The sequence below is a fragment of the Streptomyces bottropensis ATCC 25435 genome, assembly GCF_000383595.1.
GTDB lineage: Bacteria > Actinomycetota > Actinomycetes > Streptomycetales > Streptomycetaceae > Streptomyces > Streptomyces bottropensis.
On sequence record NZ_KB911581.1, the window covers coordinates 4,472,609 to 4,490,781 of the forward strand.

Consider the following 18,173-nt stretch of genomic DNA (forward strand, 5'->3'; position numbering starts at 1 on the left):
GGCACCGCCAGCGGTCTTCGCACGGAAGGAACGTCGCGTGTCCCTCTTCACGCGCTCCAGCCCCTCACCCGACACGGACGGCACCGACGACACGGACGGGACGGACGGGACGAGCGGGCCGTCGACGGCCGACCCCACGGCCGACCCCACGGCCGACCCCACGGCCGACCCCACGGCCGACCCCACGGCCGACCCCACGGCCGACCCCACGGCCGACCCCACGGCCGACCCCACGGCCGACCCCACGGCCGACCCCACGGTCGGTCCGACGCCCTCGGACGCTCCCGCAGCCGACGCTCCGGTGACCGGCGGACCGGTGCGCCGGTGGCGCAGGCACCGCGCGGCGCTCCGGGAGAAGTACCCGCTCGCCGCACGCGGCCTGTCCGCGGCGGTCACCGCGCTGGCCGCCGCCCTGGTGTTCTTCGCGCTGCTCATGCCGGGCAGGGCCGAGTACTTCCAGGCGCGCCAGTTCCTGCGCATACCGGTGGAGCCCATCCTCGCCGCCGCCCTGCTGATGGTGCTGCCGCGCCGGCCGAGGCGGGTGGGGGCGATCGTCATCGGGGTGGGTCTGGCCGCGCTGGTCATCGTGAAGGCGCTGGACATCGGCTTCAACCAATTCCTCGGACGCGGCTTCAACGTGGTCCTCGACTGGGGTCTGCTCGACGACGCCGAGTCGTACGTACAGGACACCCTCGGCCCCACGGGCGCGCGGGCCGCCGTGCTCGGTCTGACGGCCCTCGTGCTGTTGCTGTTCGTCGCCATGGCACTGGCGGTGGTGCGGCTCGCGAACCTGCTGGTGCGCGACCGGGACCGGGCGACGAAAGGCACCATCGTCGCCGGCACCGTGTGGATCACCTGCGCCGCGCTCGGCCTGACACCCATCGAGAACACCGCGGTCGCCTCCCGAAGCACCATCGGGTTCGTGCAGGACCGCTGGGGCCGGGTCCAGGAGACCCTGCGGGACGAGGCCGCGTTCGCCAAGGAGGTCAAGAAGGACAAGTTCGCCGACGTGCCCGCCGACCGGCTGCTGACCGGGCTGCGCGGCAAGGACGTCACCATCGCCTTCATCGAGAGCTACGGCCGCGCCGCCCTCCAGGACCCGGCCATCGCACCCGGCGTCAACAGTGCCCTCGACGAGGAGGGCGAGGCGCTGGCCAAGGCCGGGTTCGCGGCGAGAAGCGGCTGGCTGACCTCCGCGACGTACGGCGGCAGCAGTTGGCTCGGCCACTCCACGTTCCTCACCGGCCTGTGGATCGACAACCAGAGCCGCTACCGCACGGTCACCGCCGGCGACCGCCTCACCCTGCCCGGCGCCTTCGGCAGGACAGGCGCCTGGCGGACGGTCGGGGTGGTGCCCGGCGTCCGGTACAACTGGCCGGAAGGCGACTTCTACGGCTTCGACAAGGTCTACGACTCCCGTGATGTCGGCTACCAGGGGCCGAAGTTCAGCTGGTCGACCATGCCCGACCAGTACGCGCTCACCGCGTTCGAGCGCCTGGAGGCCGCCAGGAAGGACGACAAGCCGCTGATGTCGGAGATCATCCTGACCTCCAGCCACCAGCCGTGGGCACCGCTGCCGAAGATGGTCGGCTGGGACGAGGTCGGCGACGGCTCCGTCTACAAGGACATCGAGAAGGCCGGCAAGGACCCGGCCGACGTGTTCGCCGACCCCGTGAAGGTGAAGGAGGAGTACGGCAAGTCCGTGCAGTACTCGCTGCACAGCCTCCTGCAGTACATCGAGAAGTACGGCGACAAGAACTCCGTGCTGGTCTTCCTCGGTGACCACCAGCCCATGGCGAGGGTCAGCGGCGACGGCGCGAGTCATGACGTCCCGGTGACCATCGTCGCCCACGATCCGAAGGTCCTCGACAGGATCGACGACTGGGGCTGGTCCGACGGACTGCGGCCCGGCGACGATGCCCCGGTCTGGCGCATGGACTCCTTCCGCGACCGCTTCCTCACCGCGTACGGCGAGGAGCCGAAGCCGGCCGGGACACCCGCGCCGTAGAGGTCCGCGCCACGAGAGCGGCTGCCCGGCACGGGGGACCGGGCGGCCGCTCCGGCGGCTGTCAGCGAAGGTCGAAGACGCCGTAGCCGAAGCCCTGGGCGGTGATCGTGCCGTCCGCGACCTTCACGCCCCGCGCCTCCAGGGCGGTGTGGACGGCGGGCTCGTACGGGCAACTCGCCATGTACCGCTGCGGGTTGACGACCACCAGGTATCGGCCGCCCCGGACGTACACGAACGGGTACCCCGGGTGCAGCACCTCCACCGACCCGCCGGAGCCCAGCTCGGGGGTGCGCCCGCGCAGGGCGATCAGACGGCGTACGAGATGGAGGAGCGAGGTGTCGTCGGCGCGCTGGGCGGCGACGTCAGGGCGGTCGGGGGAGGGGTCGAGGGGGAGGTAGAGGCGGTCGGCTGGGGCGGTGGAGAACCCCGCGTTCGGGGTGCCGTCCCACTGCATGGGGGTCCGGGAGCCCGCCCGGTTGTAGCGGGGGCCGAGGACGCTGCCCTCCTTGTCCGGCAGGCCCGGGACGTAGCGCATGCCGATCTCGTCGCCGTAGTAGATCGCCGGGAGCGTCGGCCAGGTGAGCTGGAAGGTGAAGGCGGCGGGGAGCTGTTCGGCTTTGCGGGGGCCGCAGTTGAGGCGGGAGAAGTCGTGGTTGGCGGTCGGCAGGGAGATCGAGCCCGCGCCGCCGACCGCCGCGGACGCCTGCTGCCAGGCCTCGACGAAGGGGCGCGGCGAGCCGTGACCGCTCGCGTCGAAGAAGCAGTCCAGCGGGTCCCAGTTCTCGTGGACCGTGCCTTCGCCGTTGTTCCACAGCGAGCGCAGGGCGAGGCCGTCGGTGGGGCCGCCGAAGTGGAGGAAGAAATCGGCGTGGAAGCCGGCCGGGACCGACACCTCCGGCTCGCCCCACTCCGCGAGCAGCACGGCGTCCGGGTGGGCGGCGTCCAGCCAGTGGCGCAGCTCCGTCCAGAGGCGACAGGTCTCGGCCCTGTCCGGGTCGTCCTTGACGAGTGAGGCGGCCATGTCGACCCGGAAGCCGGCCAGGCCGAGGCTCAGCCAGTGGTCCATGATCGTGCGGAGGGCGTCGCGGTTGGCGCGCGGGCCGTCGGCGTCGACCGGCAGCCGCCACGGCTCGGCCGGGTTCGGGCGCGCGTAACCGAAGTTGAGGGCGGGCTGGGAGTCGAAGAAGTTCGGGAGGTAGGCACCCGGGCGACTGCCGGGGGAGGGCACGAAGCCTTCGGGACGCCCCTCGGACGTCCAGATGTAGCGGTGGTCGTCCGGATCGTCAGCGGAGGCCCGGAACCACGGGTGGTCGACGGAGGTGTGTCCGGCGACGAGGTCCAGCAGGATCCGGATGCCCCGGCGGCCCGCCTCGCCGACGAGCTGCGCCAGGTCGTCGTTCGAGCCGTAGCGCGGGGCGACGTTCAGATAGTCGGCGACGTCGTATCCGGCGTCGTGGAACGGCGAGACGAAGCAGGGGTTCAGCCAGAGGGTGTCGACACCCAGCCAGGACAGATGGTCGAGGTGCGCGGTGATCCCCGCGAAGTCCCCGATGCCGTCCCCATTGGAATCGGCGAAGGACTGCGGATAGATCTGGTAGAAGACGGCGTCGGCCAGCCAGGTCGGGGCGGGACGGAACGAAGTCATGTCAGGACCTTAGGCGAGAGCACACACCCGCCGCTGCCCCGAGCCAGGGCCTAAGCTGACGTGATGTTCACCCCGCAAGGCCCCAGCCTCCGCGAACTCGCCGTTCAGGCGCTCTCCTCGGTCGAACACGGTTACGACCTGCTCGCACCCAAGTTCGACGAGACTCCGTTCCGTACACCGGACTCGGTCCTGGAAGCGGTCGAGCAGGCCCTGTCGCCGCTGGGCCCCTTCGCACACGGCCTGGACCTCTGCTGCGGCACCGGGGCCGGTATGGAGGTGCTGCGCGAGCTGTGCCGGGAGAGTGTCACCGGCGTCGACATCAGTGCGGGAATGCTGGCGGTGGGGCGGGCGCGGACGGGCTCCGCATCCGCCCGCCCCGCGGCCGGCCCCGCTTCCGGTGGGCCCCGTGTCTCCTGGGTGCGCGGTGATGCCCTGGCGCTGCCCTTCGGCCCGGTCTTCGACCTGGCCGTCAGTTTCGGCGCGTTCGGGCACTTCCTGCCGGAGGAACTGCCGGGGCTGTTCGCCGAGGTGCACTCGGTGCTGCGCCCCGGTGGACGTTTCGCGTTCCCGCTGCCGGCGCCCGCTCCACCCCGCTCCCCCTGGTACTGGGCCGCACTGGGCTTCGACACCGCGATGCGGGTGCGCAACGCGCTCTGGCGACCGCCGTTCGTCATGTACTACCGGCCGTTCCGGCTCGGCGTCGTACGGGACGAGCTGCAACGCACCGGCTTCGAGGTGGAGTTGTTCGCGCTGCCCGAGTTCGGGCGCCGGGCCGACGGCAGCCCGCGCTGCCGGATGGTGGTGGCCACCCGTAAGGGGTGACTGTCCGCAGGGGCGACCGCCGGCGCAGCAGCCGACCGGCCCGAGGGGGTGGCCCGGTGGCACGGGTCGACGGGCTTCTCCCGCCGACGACTTGATCGCCGAGGTGTACGGCCCCGGGCGCCACGAGCGTCGGTGCCGGGGCGGCTGAGCCGAAGGCGCCCGCTCAGCCCTGCCGCCTCCGACGGGTCACAGCGCGGTGTACAGCGCCTCGACGAGCGCCATCTTGCGCGGGTCGTCGGCGATGTGCGGGCCCATGCGGTTCATGACATAGCCGAGGGAGACGCCGGCCTCCGGGTCGGCGAGGCCGCAGGAGCCGCCGTAGCCGTCGTGGCCGAAAGCCCTCGGGTTCGGCCCGTACGAGCCGTGCGGGCCGCTCAGCCACAGCCCGAGCCCGATCTCCGTGTCCCGGCCGAACCCGGCCCCGAGCACCAGGTCACGGCAGGCGCCCTGCCCTTCCCGGACCCGCTCGGCCGCTTCCGGCGACAGCACCTGTCGGCCGCCCCAGGTGCCGCGCAGCGCGAGGACCCCGTAGAGCGCGGCGACCGCCCGGGCGGAGCCGTGGCCATTGGCGGCCGGGATCTCGGCGGCCCGCCACGCATGGGTGTTGGCCTCGGTGGCGCCGACCAGCGGGTTGGCGAGGGCGGCCAGCGCCGTGGGGGTCAACTGGGCGAAGACGGCGGCCTGTTCACTGCTCGACGCGGCCGGCGGATGCACCAGCTCGGCCGCCCGCGCCGCCTGCGTCTGCGGCAGCCCGATCGTGAAGTCGATGCCGAGCGGCCCGGTGACCTCCCGCGCCAGGAACGCGCCGGGCCGCAGCCCCGACACCCGCCGGATCACCTCGCCGACGAGGAAGCCGAACGTCATCGCGTGGTACCCGGACCGCGTGCCGGGCTCCCACCAGGGCTCCTGGGCCGCGAGCCGCTTGACCGTCAGCTCCCAGTCGCAGAGCTGCTCGAACGTGAGCGGCTCACGCGGCCCGGCGAGCCCCGAGCGGTGGGACAGCAGATGCCGGACGAGCACGCCCTCCTTGCCGGCCGCAGCGAACTCCGGCCAGTACACGGCCACCGGGGCGTCCAGGTCGAGCAGGCCCCGGTCGGCGAGGATGTGCGCGCACAACGCGGTCGCGCCCTTGGTCGTCGACCACACGTTGACGACGGTGTCCCGCTCCCAGGGGCGGCCGCGCGCCGCGTCGGCCCAGCCTCCCCAGAGGTCCACGACGGTCTCCCCGTCCAGCGTCACCGTGACCGCCGCCCCCAGCTCGTCACGCTCGCCGAAGTTCTCCTCGAACGCGTCGCGCACCGCCGCGAACCGTGCCTCGCAGTGACCCCGAACCTGAGACTCGGACATGAACCCCTCCATCGCCGGCCGTCGTGCGCCGGGACGAGGGCCGCCCGGCCTCCCCGAACATACCGACTGGTCGGACAACAGGGAAGCCGTGCGGCCGAGTCGCTCCTACCGGTGGGGATCCCCGGACAGGAACAGGGGCCGGGCGGGCTCCGTGCGGTCCGGGACCAGGTGCCAGTAGTCCCGGGTCTCCACGGCGAGGCCGGCCGCGTCGAACCGTACGAAGACGCAGCCCGCGAGGGTCTGCGGCTCCTGGTCGACCTCGGACAGCACCCGGAACTCGGCGACGGCCACACCGTCCTGGCCGATCACCGGGTCCGAGAAGCGCACGTCGTCCACCCGCTCACCGGTGAAGGACCAGCGCAGGTACATGGCGAGTTCGTCGCGGCCCCGGTGCGGCTCCCGGAAGGGCATCGACCGGTGCACGCAGTCGGGCGCGTACAACTCCAGGATCGCCTCGACGTCGTGCGCCGCCCAGGCCCGCTGCCACACGCCCACGAACCGCCCGGCGGCCTCCGCCGTGTCCATGATGTCCCGCCTCCTCAGAGCTGCGCGGCCAGCCAGCGAAGCTTGACCGCCTCCTGGTAGGGGCCGCCGCCCTCGTGGTCGTTGAAGTCGTAGACCTCGATGCGCTTGTTCGCCTCTGCCCAGGCGTTGAAGGCGGCGAAGACCGTCGACGGCGGGCAGGTCTGGTCCTCCAGGGCCGCCGAGAACAGGGCGGCGGCCCGGCCGCGCGCGGCGAAGTGCACGCCGTCGAAGTAGGCGAGGGTGTGTCCGACCTGTTCGGTGCGGCCGCGGTGGGTCTTGAGGTACTTGCCGATCTCGCGGTACGGATCGCGGTCGGTGATCGTCGTGGAGCGCGGGAAGTCGCACAGGAACGGCACATCGGGCGCGACCGCGACCAGGTCGGGGACGAGTCCGCCGACGGCGATGGAGATGCCGCCGCCCTGGCTGGAACCGGCGACGGCCGTACGCGCCGCGTCGGTCAGCGGATGCGAGCGGGCGGCCTCCACCGCGCGTACGGCGTCGGTGTAGACCCGGCGGTAGTAGTAGTTCTCGGGAGCGTCGATGCCCCGGGTCATGAAGCCGGGGAAGGCGGGGGCACCGGCCACCGGGTCGGGGGTGTCGCCGCCACCGCCCCAGGCGCTGCCCTGGCCCCGGGTGTCCATGACGAAGTGGGCGTAGCCCGCCGAGGCCCACAGGAGGTGGGTGTGGGGCAGGCCGCGGCCACCGCCGTAGCCGATGAACTCCACGACGGTGGGCAGGGGGCCGTCGGCGCCGGTCGGGAGGGCCAGCCAGCCCTTGACCGGGTGGCCGCCGAACCCGGAGAAGGTGACGTCGTACACGTCGACCGTCTTCAGGTGGGTCTCGACCGGCTCGAAACGGGCGTCGAGGTCGTGCTCGCGGGCCTCCTGGAGGGTCTTCGCCCAGAAGGCGTCGAAGTCCTCGGGCTCCGTCGAAGCGCTTCGATAACCACGGAGCTCGTCCAACGGCAGGTCGAACAGGGCCATGAAGGACCACCTTTTGAGTTCTGAGGTGCGGATGATCACACCGTACGTGGGGCGTCGCGGGCCGCCAAGGGGCTTTTTCCGGGCCCGCGACGGCCCCACGTCCCCTCACCTCGGATCCGCTCCGACCAAGGCCCGGACCTCGAAGTCCTCGTACGCGCTCTCCTTCTGCCGGAGGCCGCGGGCAGTGAATCCGCGCCAGAACAGGCCGTGGAGGAGGCTCGGCAGCATGGCGGACGCGGCGATCGCGAAGGGGAGGAGCGCCAGGGTGGCGGTGGTGGTGCCCCAGACGTGGAGCGCAGACCGGGAGGGAGGGAGGGAGGGAGGTGCTGCCCAGCCCGCTGCCCGCTGCCCGCTGCCCTCGGGCGCGGATGCGAGGAGTCCGTCGGCGTTCCAGTCGAAGCGGTTCAACACCAGGACGGCGGCCACACTGACACCGGCGACGAGCAGCACGGCCTTGACGGCCTGGATGAGGTGGCTCCCGGCGTGCCGCCGATCGCCGCGTAGATCGTCAGGATCGTGCCGATGGTGATCACGACCGAGTCGTACGGGCCGCTGGCGGGGCGCCCGCCGGTCCTGGGCGTCGCCGAGGGTGACCTGCCCGCGTTGCGCAGGGGTTCCGCGACGAGCTGGTTCGCGTTCTGCTGCCGGGAGGTGGGATCGCGTCCGGTGTCAGGCCCAGCGGTGTCCCCAGTCGGGGCCCGTCCTCGCCCACTCCCGCTCCCATTCGGCCAGTCGGTGCCGGGTGGCGACCCTGCGGACGAGCACGTGCCCGAGCAGGACGACTCCGACGACACCACCGGTGGCGCAGGTCCCCATGGCCAGCGCGTGCTGCCAGACGGCCGTGTCCGTCGGGGGCGGCTCGACGCTGCGGCCCGCGTCGTCCAGCCAGACGTCGGCGCGGTCGCCGCGCTCGGCGCCGGCCGGTACCCGGGCCTCACCGGTACGGGAGCCGCCGTCGGGCTCGGTCCAGCGGGCCCGCACCCAGAACGTGGGCTGCTTGTCGTCATGCGCCGAGGGCACGGAGTCCGGGGCCTTCTCGACGATCACGGCACTCACGCGGTCGAGGGCGACCCGCTCGGCCGTCGCGTGGGCTCTCGCGTCCGCGTGGGCCCACCGGCCCACCGTCAGCCCGGCGGCCGGGGCGCCGAGGGCGAGCAGCAGCACGACGCACAGCACCGTCCACGCCTCGACGACGTCCGAGCGGCGGCGCAGTGGATTGGCCCGCCAACGCCACCCGAACACCTGGCCTCGCATCTCGCCCTCCTCGCCGGTCCGGTCCTCGTGTACGAGAACCCCGGTCTGGACTGGTCCGCACTTCCGGTTTACCCGAAAGGGGGCGTGATGGCATGGTTTGCGCCAGAAATCATGGAGGCGCGGTCCGGCCGGGAGCGGCCGCAGGCAATGCGCGGCCCGAGGGGGAGGCGTACTCGTGGCGCCGCCCCGGCGGTCTGCCGTACCGCGCCGCCCAGCCCTAACCCTCGACGGAAGCTTTCCCAGCCCCCAGCCCCCAGCCCCCAGCCCCCAGCCAAGCAGCCCTCAGCCGAACCGTTCGATGCGGATGCGGTCCACGGGCTGTCCGGCCTCGACCAGGAGCCGTGCGGCGTGCTCGGCGAACGCGTTGGAGCCGCACACGTAGGCCTCCCAGCCGCCCGCCGGTCGTTCGGCCAGCAGCGGGGCCACGTGGGCCGCCGACAGCCGTCCCACCGGCATCCCCTCGGGCGCCCGGCGCGTGAACACGGCTGTGGTCTCCGCGCCGTACTCCGCCGCGTAGATCAGGTCCCCCGGCCCGCGCGCGGAGACCAGCAGCCGCAGCGGGACGTCGAGCCCGCGCGCCCGGTGGTGGCGGATCATCGACATCAGCGGCACCACACCGGAGCCCGCGCCGACCAGCAGCGCGGGCCGGTCCCCGGGCCAGGCGAAGAAGCCGCTCAGCGGGCCGCGCACCTCCACCTCGTCACCCGGCCGGGCCTCGGTGTGGAACCACCCGGAGACCTCGCCGCCCTCGACATGGTCCAGGGTCAGCTCGATGTGCCCGCTGTCGTCCGGTGGTGACGCCAGCGAGTAGTGGCGCTGCGCCGTGTAGCCGTCCCCTGCCCTCAGCCGCAGCATCAGGTGCTGTCCCGGCAGATGCCCCGCCCAGGCGGGCACCGCGAACCGGAACGTGGCCACGGACGGTGTCTCCCGTCGGATCTCCGTGAGCGTCGCCCGCTGCCAGAGCGACGCGGTCCGGGTGCTCACGGCGATCCGGCCCGGCACGGCGAAACGCGTGGGCGGTGTGAAGGCCGGGCCCGGCGGTGGGGTGACGGCCGTGTTCGTCGCTGTCTCAGTCACCGGAGTACCGCTGCTCCTCCCACGGGTTGCCCCGCGCGTGATAGCCGTTCTGCTCCCAGAAGCCGGGCTCGTCGTGGTCGAGGAGCCGCAGACCCGCGATCCACTTGGCGCTCTTCCAGAAGTACAGGTGCGGCACCAGCAGCCGCGCCGGGCCGCCGTGCTCGGCGGGCAGCGGCTTGCCGTCGTACTCCCAGGCGATCCAGGCGCGCCCGCCGGTGAGGTCGGCGAGCGGGAGGTTCGTCGTGTAGCCGCTGTGCGCGTACGCGACCGCGTGGGTGGCGGACACGTCGGGTCCGACCATGTCCAGGAACGCGTCCAGCGAGACACCTCCGAACCGCACCCCGAACTTCGACCAGCTCGTCACACAGTGGATGTCGCCCTCGTACAGCGAGGCGGGCAGCGCGTGGGCCTCGTCCCAGTCCCAGGTGCGCGGCCGCGCCACCAGGCCGTCGATCCGGAACGTCCAGTCGGCGGGCGTGAGATCGGGAGTGACCTCGGCGGACAGGACGGGCCAGTCGTCGCCGGCGTCGTACTGGCCGGGCGGCAGTCCGGGATGGTGGACGCGGGGGCGTCCGGTGAAGCCTCGGGTGACGTTCATGGGGTCCCACGTGACGACGGTGAATGCTGAGTCGTACCACCGTACGTGTCCGCGGCGCGTGCTCCGGTCCGAGGGCCGGACGGCGATCGTTGCGGCCGTATGAACTCTCCGGCGGCCCGGGAATAGGGGCTCGACGATCTTCCTTGCCGCCAAGAGGCGGGTGCCGGCGGATTCGGCCGTCGGCGGCCCCGGTCGCACCAGATCAGAGCAGTCCGAAGCAGAGCGGAGAGCGCATGTCCGAGTACGCGAGTGGCAGCAAGGGTGCGGGCATCGTGCCCCACGTCCTCGACAATCCCGCTCTCGCCTCCCTCACCGGGCCGCACGCCCACTTCGCCGAGCGGCGCGGGCGGGTGCTGCGCTATCCGCTCGACGTGTCGCCGTGGCTGGCCCTCCCCGACGACCCGGGCGCGGACGACTGGGCCGACCTCGCGGCGCTGGCCGGCCCCGGTGCGGAGGTCCCGGTCCCGGCCTACACCGGGGGCTTCCCGGCCGACTGGGAGGTGACCTTCGATCTCGAGGGCGTGCAGCTCGTCGACGACGGGATCGCCGCCGCCCCCGACGACGAGGCCGTACGCCTCGGCCCCGCCGACGTGCCCGAGATGCTCGACCTCGTCGAGCGCACCCAGCCGGGCCCCTTCCTGCCCCGTACCGTCGAGATGGGCACCTACCTGGGCATCCGGCGCGGGGGCGCGCTGGTCGCGATGGCCGGCGAGCGGCTGCACCCGCCGGGCTGGACCGAGATCAGCGCGGTCTGCACCGACCCGGCCTTCCGCGGCGCGGGTCTCGCCACCCGTCTGGTCCTCGCCGTCGCCCACGGCATCCGAGAACGCGGCGAAACGCCCTTCCTCCACACCGCCGCGACCAATACGACCGCCATCCGCCTCTACGAATCCCTCGGCTTCCGCCTGCGCCGCACCACCCGCTTCATGGCGGCCAGGGTGCCGGCGCTCGACGCGGGTGAGGAACGGGTGGGGGTGTAGCCCGCATTGGGGCTGGGGCTGGGGCTGGGGCTGGGGCTGGGGCTGGGGCTGGGGCTCAGGCCGGGGCCGACGCCGGGAGCCTCGGCGGCGGCCGGAACGCGGCGCCCCGGCCGCGACATCGGGCACGCACGTCAAGCGCCCTCGTGGGGCTCGGCGTCGCCGGGAGGACGTCCGTCGAACCCCGCGAGCACCCCGTGCACCTCGGCCACGGACGTCTCGGCGGCGTCGGAACCCGTCGTTACCGGCGGGCTCGACCGGCGCTCGGGTGGGCCGCCCGAGCCCTTGATGGCCGGGAGTGACCATGAGGTAGGGTTGCCGCGCCAGTCAGCACGTGGAACGAGGAGGTGGGACCCATTACCGCTGTGTCAGGTCGGGTGCTCTCACCTCAACGCGGCGCGGTGTCTCGCCGATAGGCCACCGCGGGAGCGCCCTTCGGCCCACCGAAAGGCTCTCGGCTGTCATGCCACTTCTCGCCACCTCCTCTGTCGTCACGGCACTTCGCGCCGCCGGTTGCGTCTTCGCCGAGGACGAGGCGGAGTTGATCCTCACCACCGCCCGCACCCCGGACGAGGCCACCACCATGGTGGACCGGCGTGTCGCGGGCCTGCCCCTGGAACTCGTTCTCGGCTGGGCCGAGTTCGCGGGCCTGCGCATCACCGTGGAACCCGGCGTGTTCGTCCCCCGCCGTCGTACCGAGTTCCTCGTCGAGCAGGCTCTGGCCGCCGTCCCCGGCGCCTCGGTCGTCGTCGACCTGTGCTGCGGCTCCGGCGCGGTGGGCGCCGCCCTGGCGGCCGCGCTCGACGGCACCGAACTCCACGCCGCCGACATCGACCCGGCGGCCGTCCGCTGCGCCCGCCGCAACATCGCCCCGCACGGCGGCCACGCCCACGAGGGTGATCTCTTCGCGGCACTGCCCGACCGTCTGCGGGGTCGCGTCGACATCCTCGCGGCGAACGTCCCGTACGTCCCGACCGGCGAGGTCCCGTTCCTGCCGAGCGAGGCCCGCGACCATGAACCCCTCGTCGCCCTGGACGGCGGGAGGGACGGCCTCGACGTCCTGCGCAGGGTCGCCGGCGAGGCTCCCGAGTGGCTCGCCCCGGGCGGCTGTCTGCTCGTAGAGACGAGCGAACGCCAGGTGCCGCCCGCCCTGGACGCCTTCCGCCGCTCCGGCCTCACGGCGCGGACGGCCGTCTCGGAGGAGATGTACGCCCACGTGGTGCTCGGCACCGGGCCCTGAGTCGTCCCAGGGCCGACCCAGGGCTCCTGCGCCGGATGTGGCCTTCCCCTCAACGGTTGTGCAACTAGTTGCATAAACGGGGTGGCGTCGTCTAGAACCTTGATGACGACGCCCCGCACGGAGGTCCCCATGAGCCGTTACCCGCACCTGCTGAGCCCGCTCGACCTGGGCTTCACCACACTCCCCAACCGCGTCCTCATGGGCTCCATGCACGTGGGTCTGGAGGAGGCCGAGCGCGGCTTCGAGCGCATGGCGGAGTTCTACGCGGCCCGGGCCCGCGGGGGAGTGGGCCTCATCGTCACCGGCGGCATCGCACCCAACGAGGCCGGCCGACCGGCCGAGGGAGGCGCCAAGCTCACCACCGAGGCCGAGGCGGACGAGCACCGCCGGATCACCGACGCCGTCCACCGCGAGGGCGGCCGGATCGCGATGCAGATCCTGCACTTCGGGCGGTACGCCTACCACCCCGACCTGGTCGCCCCGAGCGCTCTGCAGGCCCCGATCAGCCCGTTCGTCCCGCACGCGCTCACGGACGCCGAGGTCGAGCAGACGATCGACGACTACGCCGAGGCGGCCCGCCTCGCCCGCCGGGCTGGGTACGACGGCGTCGAGATCATGGGCTCCGAGGGCTATCTGATCAACGAGTTCATCGCCGCCGGGACCAACCACCGCGACGACCGCTGGGGCGGCTCCTACGAGAACCGGATGCGCTTCCCCGTCGAGATCGTGCGCCGGGTGCGCGAGGCGGTCGGCGAGGACTTCATCGTCGTCTACCGGTTGTCGATGCTCGACCTCGTCCCCGGCGGATCCAGCTTCGAGGAGGTGGTCACGCTGGCCAAGGCCGTCGAGGCGGCCGGGGCGACCATCATCAACACCGGCATCGGCTGGCACGAGGCCCGTATCCCCACCATCGCGACCTCGGTGCCGCGCGGCGCGTACACCTGGGTGACGAAGAAGCTGATGGGGGAGGTCTCCGTCCCGCTCGTCACCACCAACCGCATCAACACCCCGGAACTGGCCGAGGAGTTGCTCGCCGACGGCCACGCCGACATGGTGTCCATGGCCCGCCCGATGCTCGCCGACCCCGACTTCGTCAACAAGGCCCGCGAGGGCCGCTCCGACGCCATCAACACCTGCATCGGCTGCAACCAGGCCTGCCTCGACCACACCTTCAGCGGGAAGATCACCTCCTGCCTGGTCAACCCGCGCGCCTGCCACGAGACGGAACTCGTCCTCTCCCCGACCCGGCTGCGCAAGCGGGTCGCCGTCGTCGGGGCGGGCCCGGCCGGCCTCGCCTGCGCCGTGAGCGCGGCCGAACGCGGCCACACGGTCACGCTGTTCGACGCCGCGAGCGAGATCGGCGGCCAGCTCAACGTGGCCCGCAAGGTCCCCGGCAAGCAGGAGTTCGACGAGACCCTGCGCTACTTCCGCAACCGGCTCGACGCGTACGGCGTCGACGTACGCCTGGACAACCGGGTCTCGGCCGACGACCTCACGGCCGCCGCGTACGACGAGGTCGTCGTCGCCACCGGTGTCACCCCGCGCACGCCCGAACTCCCCGGCGTCGACCACCCCAAGGTCGTCGGCTACCTCGACGTCCTGCGCGACGGCGCCGCCGTGGGCGACCGGGTCGCGATCCTCGGCGCCGGCGGCATCGGCTTCGACGTCGCCGAGTACCTGACCGACGGCGGGGAGAAGACCAGTGAGGACCCGGCCGCCTACTTCCGGCAATGGGGCGTCGACATGGACTACAGCGCCCCCGGCGGCCTCGCCGCGCCCGAGCGGCCCGCCCCGCCGCGCTCGGTGCACCTCCTGCAGCGCAAGACCTCCAAGGTCGGCGCCGGTCTCGGCAAGACCACCGGCTGGATCCACCGCACCGAGCTGAAGCACCGCGGCGTCACCATGGTCCCCGGCGTCCAGTACGACCTGATCGACGACGCCGGTCTGCACGTCACCGTCGGCGGCGTCCGCCAGGTACTGGAGGTCGACACGGTCGTCCTGTGCACCGGCCAGGACCCGCGCCGCGACCTCTACGACGACCTGGTGGCGGCCGGGCGCTCCGCACACCTCATCGGCGGCGCGGACGTGGCGGCCGAACTGGACGCCAAGCGGGCGATCCAGCAGGGGACGGAGGTGGCGGCGGCGCTGTAGCCGGCCCGGCCGCGGGACGCGTGCGGCGGTCGTGCTCTTCGGCCCTTCCTAGGATGAGCCCATGTCACTCCCGCACGCGATCCTCACCGCCCTGCTCGAAAAGCCGTCGTCGGGCCTTGAGCTGACCCGGCGGTTCGACCGGTCGATCGGCTACTTCTGGTCGGCGACGCACCAGCAGATCTATCGCGAGCTGGGACGGCTGGAGGGCGTGGGCCACATCCGGGCCCTGCCCTCCGAGCGGCCCGCCCGAGGGCAGAAGAAGAGCTACGAGGTCCTGCCGGCCGGCCGTGAGGAGCTGGCCCGCTGGACCGCCGCACCCCAGGACCCCAAGCCGTGGCGTGACGCGCTGTTCGTCCGGCTGCGCGCGGCGGCCGTGGTCGGAACGGCTGGTCTCGCGGACGATCTGCGGCGTCATCTCGCCCTGCATCAGCAGCAGTTGGCGGAGTACGAGGAGATCGAGAAGCGGGACTTCGGGGCCGGCCGGGACACGACCCAGGACCGGCTCCAGCATCTGATCCTGCGGGCGGGCATCGACCTGCAGACCTTCTGGACCCAGTGGCTGACCGACGCCCTGGAGGAGTTCGAGACCCTGCCGGAAGCCATCGGCGACGGCGACGGCCGGGAAGGGTGAGAGCCCGCCCCCGCGGTCAGAGGCGGTGCGGCTTGGCCCGGCGGCGCAGGTACCAGACGGCAGCGCCCGTGCCCAGGGCCACCAGCGCCCCGCCGCCGACGAGGGTGACGGTGCCGTACTCCCGGGTGGCCCCGCCGACGCCGCCCATGACGCCCCGCGCGGGCGAGGCGGTCGCGGCGATGGTGGGGGTGGCGGCGGTGACGATGACGGACTGGGTCCCCGCCGTGGTCCCGTCCTTGCACACCCCGATCACGGTGTAGGTGCCCGGGCCCACGTTCGCCCAGGAGGCGGACTGGTTGGCGCTCGTGCCGGTGAGGGTCGCCTGCCGCCCCTGGGAGAAGTTCGCCTGCCCGCTGGAGAGCAGCGAGGCGGTGCCGAACGTGCCGTTGGTGCTGTTGGGACAGTCGTCGGTGGTGACGGTGACCGAGGAACCCGTGGTGCTCACCGAGATGCCCGTGGGGGCGGCGGCGGCCGACGGCGTGGTCAGGGCGACCGGCAGCACGGCGGCGGCCGCGGTCGGGCCGAAGCGGAGGAGTAGCTGGGACGTACGCATGGTCTGCCCTCCAGCGGCACGGTGGCGGCACGTCCCGTGCGCCGCCGAGGATCGGGAGACCCGTGCTGCCTCAGGGTGAGCCAACGTGCCGTCCGCCCGGTCCGCACGCCGGCGGCCCCCGGGCAGGTGACGCGTTGCGCCGTGCGGGGGACCCGGCGCACGCGCCCCGCCGCGACCGCCCGGCTCACCCGCCGGTGGTCACCGTCCGTTCCGGTGAGAATCCGCCCCAGGTCCCGTCCGGAAGCCTCGCGCGGATCCGCACCCGGTACGACACCCCGGCCTCCCGGCCCGCGTAGAAGCTGTGGGTGGCCCGGTGGCGGGGCGGGGTCCCGCCCCAGACGAGTGTGGTCGCCGGCCGTCCGTCGAGCTGGATCTCGTACTCCGTGATCACCCCATCAGCGCGCGGCGGCCGCCAGGACAGCTCGATGGAGTACGCCCCGTCGGCCCGGCGGATGCCGGCGCGGAACCCGGTGGGCGCGGTGCCCCGCCCGTCGTCCGCCCCCGGCGAGGTGGTGAGGCGTACGGCCGGGCTCACGGGAGAGACGTTGTCCGCCGCGTCCCGGGCGCGCACGGTGAAGGAGTAGCGGGTGCCGGGCCGCAACCCCGTGACCACGGCCGCCGTCTGTTGCCCGCCCACGCTGTGGATCTTCGAACCGCCCTGGAGGATGTCGTACGACGCCACGTCACGGTCGTCCGTCGAGGGCCCCCAGGACAGCTGTACCGCTCTGCTCCCGACCGTCCTGCCGTCCAGGCGCCCGGGACGGGTGGGGGCCCGGCGGTCCCCCGTCCCGGCGGCGGGAGTCGTGGCCCGGACCTGTGCGCTGGGCGGCCCGAGGTCCCCGGCGGCATCGCGGGCCCGGACCGTGAACACGTAGGTGGTGGCGGGGCGGAGCCGGGTGATGTCGGCCATGTGCTCGCCGCCCGGCACGTCCTTCACCTTCGTGCGGCCCCGGTACACCTCGTACCCGGCGATCCGCGGGCCGCCGGACGCCCGGTTCCACATGATGTGCACGCTGGTGGCGCTGCCCGCCTCGGCGGTGACGCCGGGCGGGGGCGGCGGCGGGCGACGGCCGGGGGTCTCCTTGACCGCGCAGCCGGACATGAGGAGCAGCGAGCCGCAGAGCAGCGGAACCAGGGCGAGTGCCGGCACGGGAACGCGTCGCACGATCCTGCCCCCTCGGTCGTCGAGCCGGAACGGATTGGTCTGTACCTGACTCCATGTATGGCATGACTGACGCGGCCACATCAAGGGTCGGGAGCGGAGCGGTCCGCGTCGCGCAGGTGCTCGGCCCCTACGGCGACGCGGTGCGCGGCACGGCGGACGGATACGTATGCTGGTGTCCTGACACGGCGTGAACTCGCCTGATTTCCGGGCCTGTTCGCGGCGTACGGCGCGGGCCGCTGTCGTCGCCGATCCCGCGCCGACGAAAGCGGCCGAGCGGCCGGGGCCGAGTCGGGCCCGGCCCTCGGCCGCGCACCCGTCGCGCGGCATGCCGTGATCCGTCCGGCCCCCTCCCGGTGGCCGTCCTCTCCGACCCCCACCACCTTGGGGTGGGTGTTCGTCATGTCCCCCAGGAGAGGGTCCCCATCGTGCGTGTCCGCTCGTTGACGCTGGCCGCCGTCGGCGCCGCCCTGCTGGCCCCGGTCGCCCTGCCCGCCCTGGCCCACCCGCAGCGCCCGGTGCACCACCGAGAGGGCGGGGTGACCGCCGCCGCCCTGCTGGCCAAGGCGCGTGGCTGTGTCCGGGTGTCCGAGGGGCTGTACAGGAGCGACGCGGGCACCCCCGCCGACATCCCCGTCTGCGGCGTCGACGGCGCGGTGCTCTGGAAGGCCGACATGGACATCGACTGCGACGGCCGGCCCAGCACGCACTGCAACAGCGACACCGACCCGTGGTTCCAGCCCACCACGTCGTTCCTGCAGTCCGACGGCCGCTACCTGCGCTCCGAGAGCCTGCCGTTCATCGTCGTCCCCGTCGCCAGCCGCCTCTGGGACCACCGGGTCCACGGCATCAGGGGCGGTTCGGTCGCCGCCGTCGTGTACAAGAACCGCGTCCAATACGCCGTCGTCGGCGACACCGGCCCCCAGAACATCATCGGCGAGGCCTCGTACGCCACGGCCGAGGCCCTCGGCATCCGCCCCGACCCGCGCACCGGCGGCACCGCGTCCGGTGTCACCTACATCGTCTTCGAGGACACCCGGGTGACCCCGATCGAGGACCACGCCGCCGCGGTGCGGCTGGGGGAGGCGCTGGCGCGGAAATGGGTGGGAGGACCGGCGATGCGCGGGGGCGCGGCGATGCGCGGCGGCGCGCCGGGCTGACCCGGGAGGTTCGGGGCCTGGTGCCGCTCGGCGACAGGCC

General features: G+C 73.0%; 17 protein-coding genes. 7 read left to right on the forward strand and 10 right to left on the reverse strand.

The window, feature by feature from the left end; translation table 11 throughout:
• Window positions 1-37 precede the first annotated feature (37 nt).
• Window positions 38-2,008, forward strand: a complete 1,971-nt coding sequence (locus STRBO_RS0119680; protein WP_020114648.1) for a PT domain-containing protein — start codon at window positions 38-40, stop codon at window positions 2,006-2,008.
• 61 nt (window positions 2,009-2,069) lie between these two features.
• On the opposite strand, the gene STRBO_RS0119685 is transcribed toward STRBO_RS0119680, so the two are convergent.
• Complete coding sequence (locus tag STRBO_RS0119685) at window positions 2,070-3,653, reverse strand: alpha-amylase family glycosyl hydrolase (RefSeq protein ID WP_005474629.1); 1,584 nt, start codon at window positions 3,651-3,653, stop codon at window positions 2,070-2,072.
• A gap of 63 nt (window positions 3,654-3,716) precedes the next feature.
• Here STRBO_RS0119685 and STRBO_RS0119690 point away from each other — a divergent pair, with 63 nt between their 5' ends.
• Window positions 3,717-4,475, forward strand: a complete 759-nt coding sequence (locus STRBO_RS0119690; RefSeq protein WP_020114649.1) for a class I SAM-dependent methyltransferase — start codon at window positions 3,717-3,719, stop codon at window positions 4,473-4,475.
• Window positions 4,476-4,661: 186 nt separating this feature from the next.
• Here STRBO_RS0119690 and STRBO_RS0119695 read toward each other — a convergent pair whose 3' ends face one another.
• The 7 genes from STRBO_RS0119695 to STRBO_RS0119725 all read right to left on the reverse strand — a co-directional run bounded on the left by STRBO_RS0119695 (window position 4,662) and on the right by STRBO_RS0119725 (window position 10,259).
• Entirely contained in the window at window positions 4,662-5,822 is a 1,161-nt protein-coding gene (locus STRBO_RS0119695; RefSeq protein ID WP_020114650.1) for an EstA family serine hydrolase, read from the reverse strand.
• 105 nt (window positions 5,823-5,927) lie between these two features.
• Window positions 5,928-6,347 carry a nuclear transport factor 2 family protein gene (locus tag STRBO_RS0119700; RefSeq protein WP_005474624.1) on the reverse strand — a complete coding sequence of 140 codons (420 nt, stop codon included), beginning with the start codon at window positions 6,345-6,347 and terminating at the stop codon, window positions 5,928-5,930.
• Window positions 6,348-6,361: 14 nt separating this feature from the next.
• Window positions 6,362-7,330 (reverse strand): acetylxylan esterase, encoded by a 969-nt coding sequence (locus tag STRBO_RS0119705; protein ID WP_020114651.1) that lies wholly within the window; start codon window positions 7,328-7,330, stop codon window positions 6,362-6,364.
• A gap of 105 nt (window positions 7,331-7,435) precedes the next feature.
• A complete protein-coding gene (locus tag STRBO_RS0119710) occupies window positions 7,436-7,780 on the reverse strand; it encodes a hypothetical protein (RefSeq protein ID WP_005474622.1) in 345 nt (114 codons plus the stop codon).
• Between the two features lie 219 nt (window positions 7,781-7,999).
• Entirely contained in the window at window positions 8,000-8,584 is a 585-nt protein-coding gene (locus tag STRBO_RS0119715; RefSeq protein WP_005474621.1) for an Rv1733c family protein, read from the reverse strand.
• Between the two features lie 282 nt (window positions 8,585-8,866).
• On the reverse strand, window positions 8,867-9,661 hold the full coding sequence (locus STRBO_RS0119720) for a ferredoxin reductase (protein ID WP_005474619.1): 795 nt from the start codon (window positions 9,659-9,661) through the stop codon (window positions 8,867-8,869).
• Entirely contained in the window at window positions 9,654-10,259 is a 606-nt protein-coding gene (locus STRBO_RS0119725) for a sulfite oxidase-like oxidoreductase (RefSeq protein WP_005474616.1), read from the reverse strand. The genes STRBO_RS0119720 and STRBO_RS0119725 overlap by 8 nt, the downstream gene beginning before the upstream one ends.
• 233 nt (window positions 10,260-10,492) lie before the next feature.
• On the opposite strand from STRBO_RS0119725, the gene STRBO_RS0119730 reads away from it, so the two are divergent.
• The 4 genes from STRBO_RS0119730 (at window position 10,493) to STRBO_RS0119745 (ending at window position 15,258) form a co-directional block, all read left to right on the forward strand.
• Window positions 10,493-11,239, forward strand: a complete 747-nt coding sequence (locus STRBO_RS0119730; RefSeq protein WP_005474614.1) for a GNAT family N-acetyltransferase — start codon at window positions 10,493-10,495, stop codon at window positions 11,237-11,239.
• A 460-nt stretch (window positions 11,240-11,699) separates the two neighbouring features.
• Window positions 11,700-12,476: a putative protein N(5)-glutamine methyltransferase gene (locus STRBO_RS0119735; RefSeq protein ID WP_005474612.1), complete on the forward strand. Its 777-nt coding sequence runs from the start codon at window positions 11,700-11,702 to the stop codon at window positions 12,474-12,476.
• Window positions 12,477-12,605: 129 nt separating this feature from the next.
• Window positions 12,606-14,627 carry an NADPH-dependent 2,4-dienoyl-CoA reductase gene (locus STRBO_RS0119740; RefSeq protein ID WP_020114652.1) on the forward strand — a complete coding sequence of 674 codons (2,022 nt, stop codon included), beginning with the start codon at window positions 12,606-12,608 and terminating at the stop codon, window positions 14,625-14,627.
• A 61-nt stretch (window positions 14,628-14,688) separates the two neighbouring features.
• A complete protein-coding gene (locus STRBO_RS0119745) occupies window positions 14,689-15,258 on the forward strand; it encodes a PadR family transcriptional regulator (protein WP_005474608.1) in 570 nt (189 codons plus the stop codon).
• Window positions 15,259-15,274: 16 nt separating this feature from the next.
• Here the strand turns inward: STRBO_RS0119745 and STRBO_RS0119750 are convergent, their stop codons facing one another.
• Window positions 15,275-15,811, reverse strand: coding sequence for a hypothetical protein (locus tag STRBO_RS0119750; protein ID WP_005474606.1), 537 nt, complete (start codon window positions 15,809-15,811; stop codon window positions 15,275-15,277).
• 184 nt (window positions 15,812-15,995) lie between these two features.
• Window positions 15,996-16,976 (reverse strand): fibronectin type III domain-containing protein, encoded by a 981-nt coding sequence (locus STRBO_RS0119755; protein WP_051085229.1) that lies wholly within the window; start codon window positions 16,974-16,976, stop codon window positions 15,996-15,998.
• 425 nt (window positions 16,977-17,401) lie between these two features.
• On the opposite strand from STRBO_RS0119755, the gene STRBO_RS0119760 reads away from it, so the two are divergent.
• Window positions 17,402-18,133 (forward strand): glycoside hydrolase family 75 protein, encoded by a 732-nt coding sequence (locus STRBO_RS0119760; protein WP_020114654.1) that lies wholly within the window; start codon window positions 17,402-17,404, stop codon window positions 18,131-18,133.
• Window positions 18,134-18,173 lie beyond the last annotated feature (40 nt).

Excerpts from the sequence above, each read along its gene's own strand:
- STRBO_RS0119685 (WP_005474629.1), bottom strand. The coding sequence starts at position 3,653 with ATGACTTCGTTCCGTCCCGCCCCGACCTGGCTGGCCGACGCCGTCTTC.
- STRBO_RS0119690 (WP_020114649.1), top strand. The coding sequence starts at position 3,717 with ATGTTCACCCCGCAAGGCCCCAGCCTCCGCGAACTCGCCGTTCAGGCG.
- STRBO_RS0119695 (WP_020114650.1), bottom strand. The coding sequence starts at position 5,822 with ATGTCCGAGTCTCAGGTTCGGGGTCACTGCGAGGCACGGTTCGCGGCG.
- STRBO_RS0119700 (WP_005474624.1), bottom strand. The coding sequence starts at position 6,347 with ATGGACACGGCGGAGGCCGCCGGGCGGTTCGTGGGCGTGTGGCAGCGG.
- STRBO_RS0119705 (WP_020114651.1), bottom strand. The coding sequence starts at position 7,330 with ATGGCCCTGTTCGACCTGCCGTTGGACGAGCTCCGTGGTTATCGAAGC.
- STRBO_RS0119715 (WP_005474621.1), bottom strand. The coding sequence starts at position 8,584 with ATGCGAGGCCAGGTGTTCGGGTGGCGTTGGCGGGCCAATCCACTGCGC.
- STRBO_RS0119725 (WP_005474616.1), bottom strand. The coding sequence starts at position 10,259 with ATGAACGTCACCCGAGGCTTCACCGGACGCCCCCGCGTCCACCATCCC.
- STRBO_RS0119730 (WP_005474614.1), top strand. The coding sequence starts at position 10,493 with ATGTCCGAGTACGCGAGTGGCAGCAAGGGTGCGGGCATCGTGCCCCAC.
- STRBO_RS0119735 (WP_005474612.1), top strand. The coding sequence starts at position 11,700 with ATGCCACTTCTCGCCACCTCCTCTGTCGTCACGGCACTTCGCGCCGCC.
- STRBO_RS0119740 (WP_020114652.1), top strand. The coding sequence starts at position 12,606 with ATGAGCCGTTACCCGCACCTGCTGAGCCCGCTCGACCTGGGCTTCACC.
- STRBO_RS0119745 (WP_005474608.1), top strand. The coding sequence starts at position 14,689 with ATGTCACTCCCGCACGCGATCCTCACCGCCCTGCTCGAAAAGCCGTCG.
- STRBO_RS0119750 (WP_005474606.1), bottom strand. The coding sequence starts at position 15,811 with ATGCGTACGTCCCAGCTACTCCTCCGCTTCGGCCCGACCGCGGCCGCC.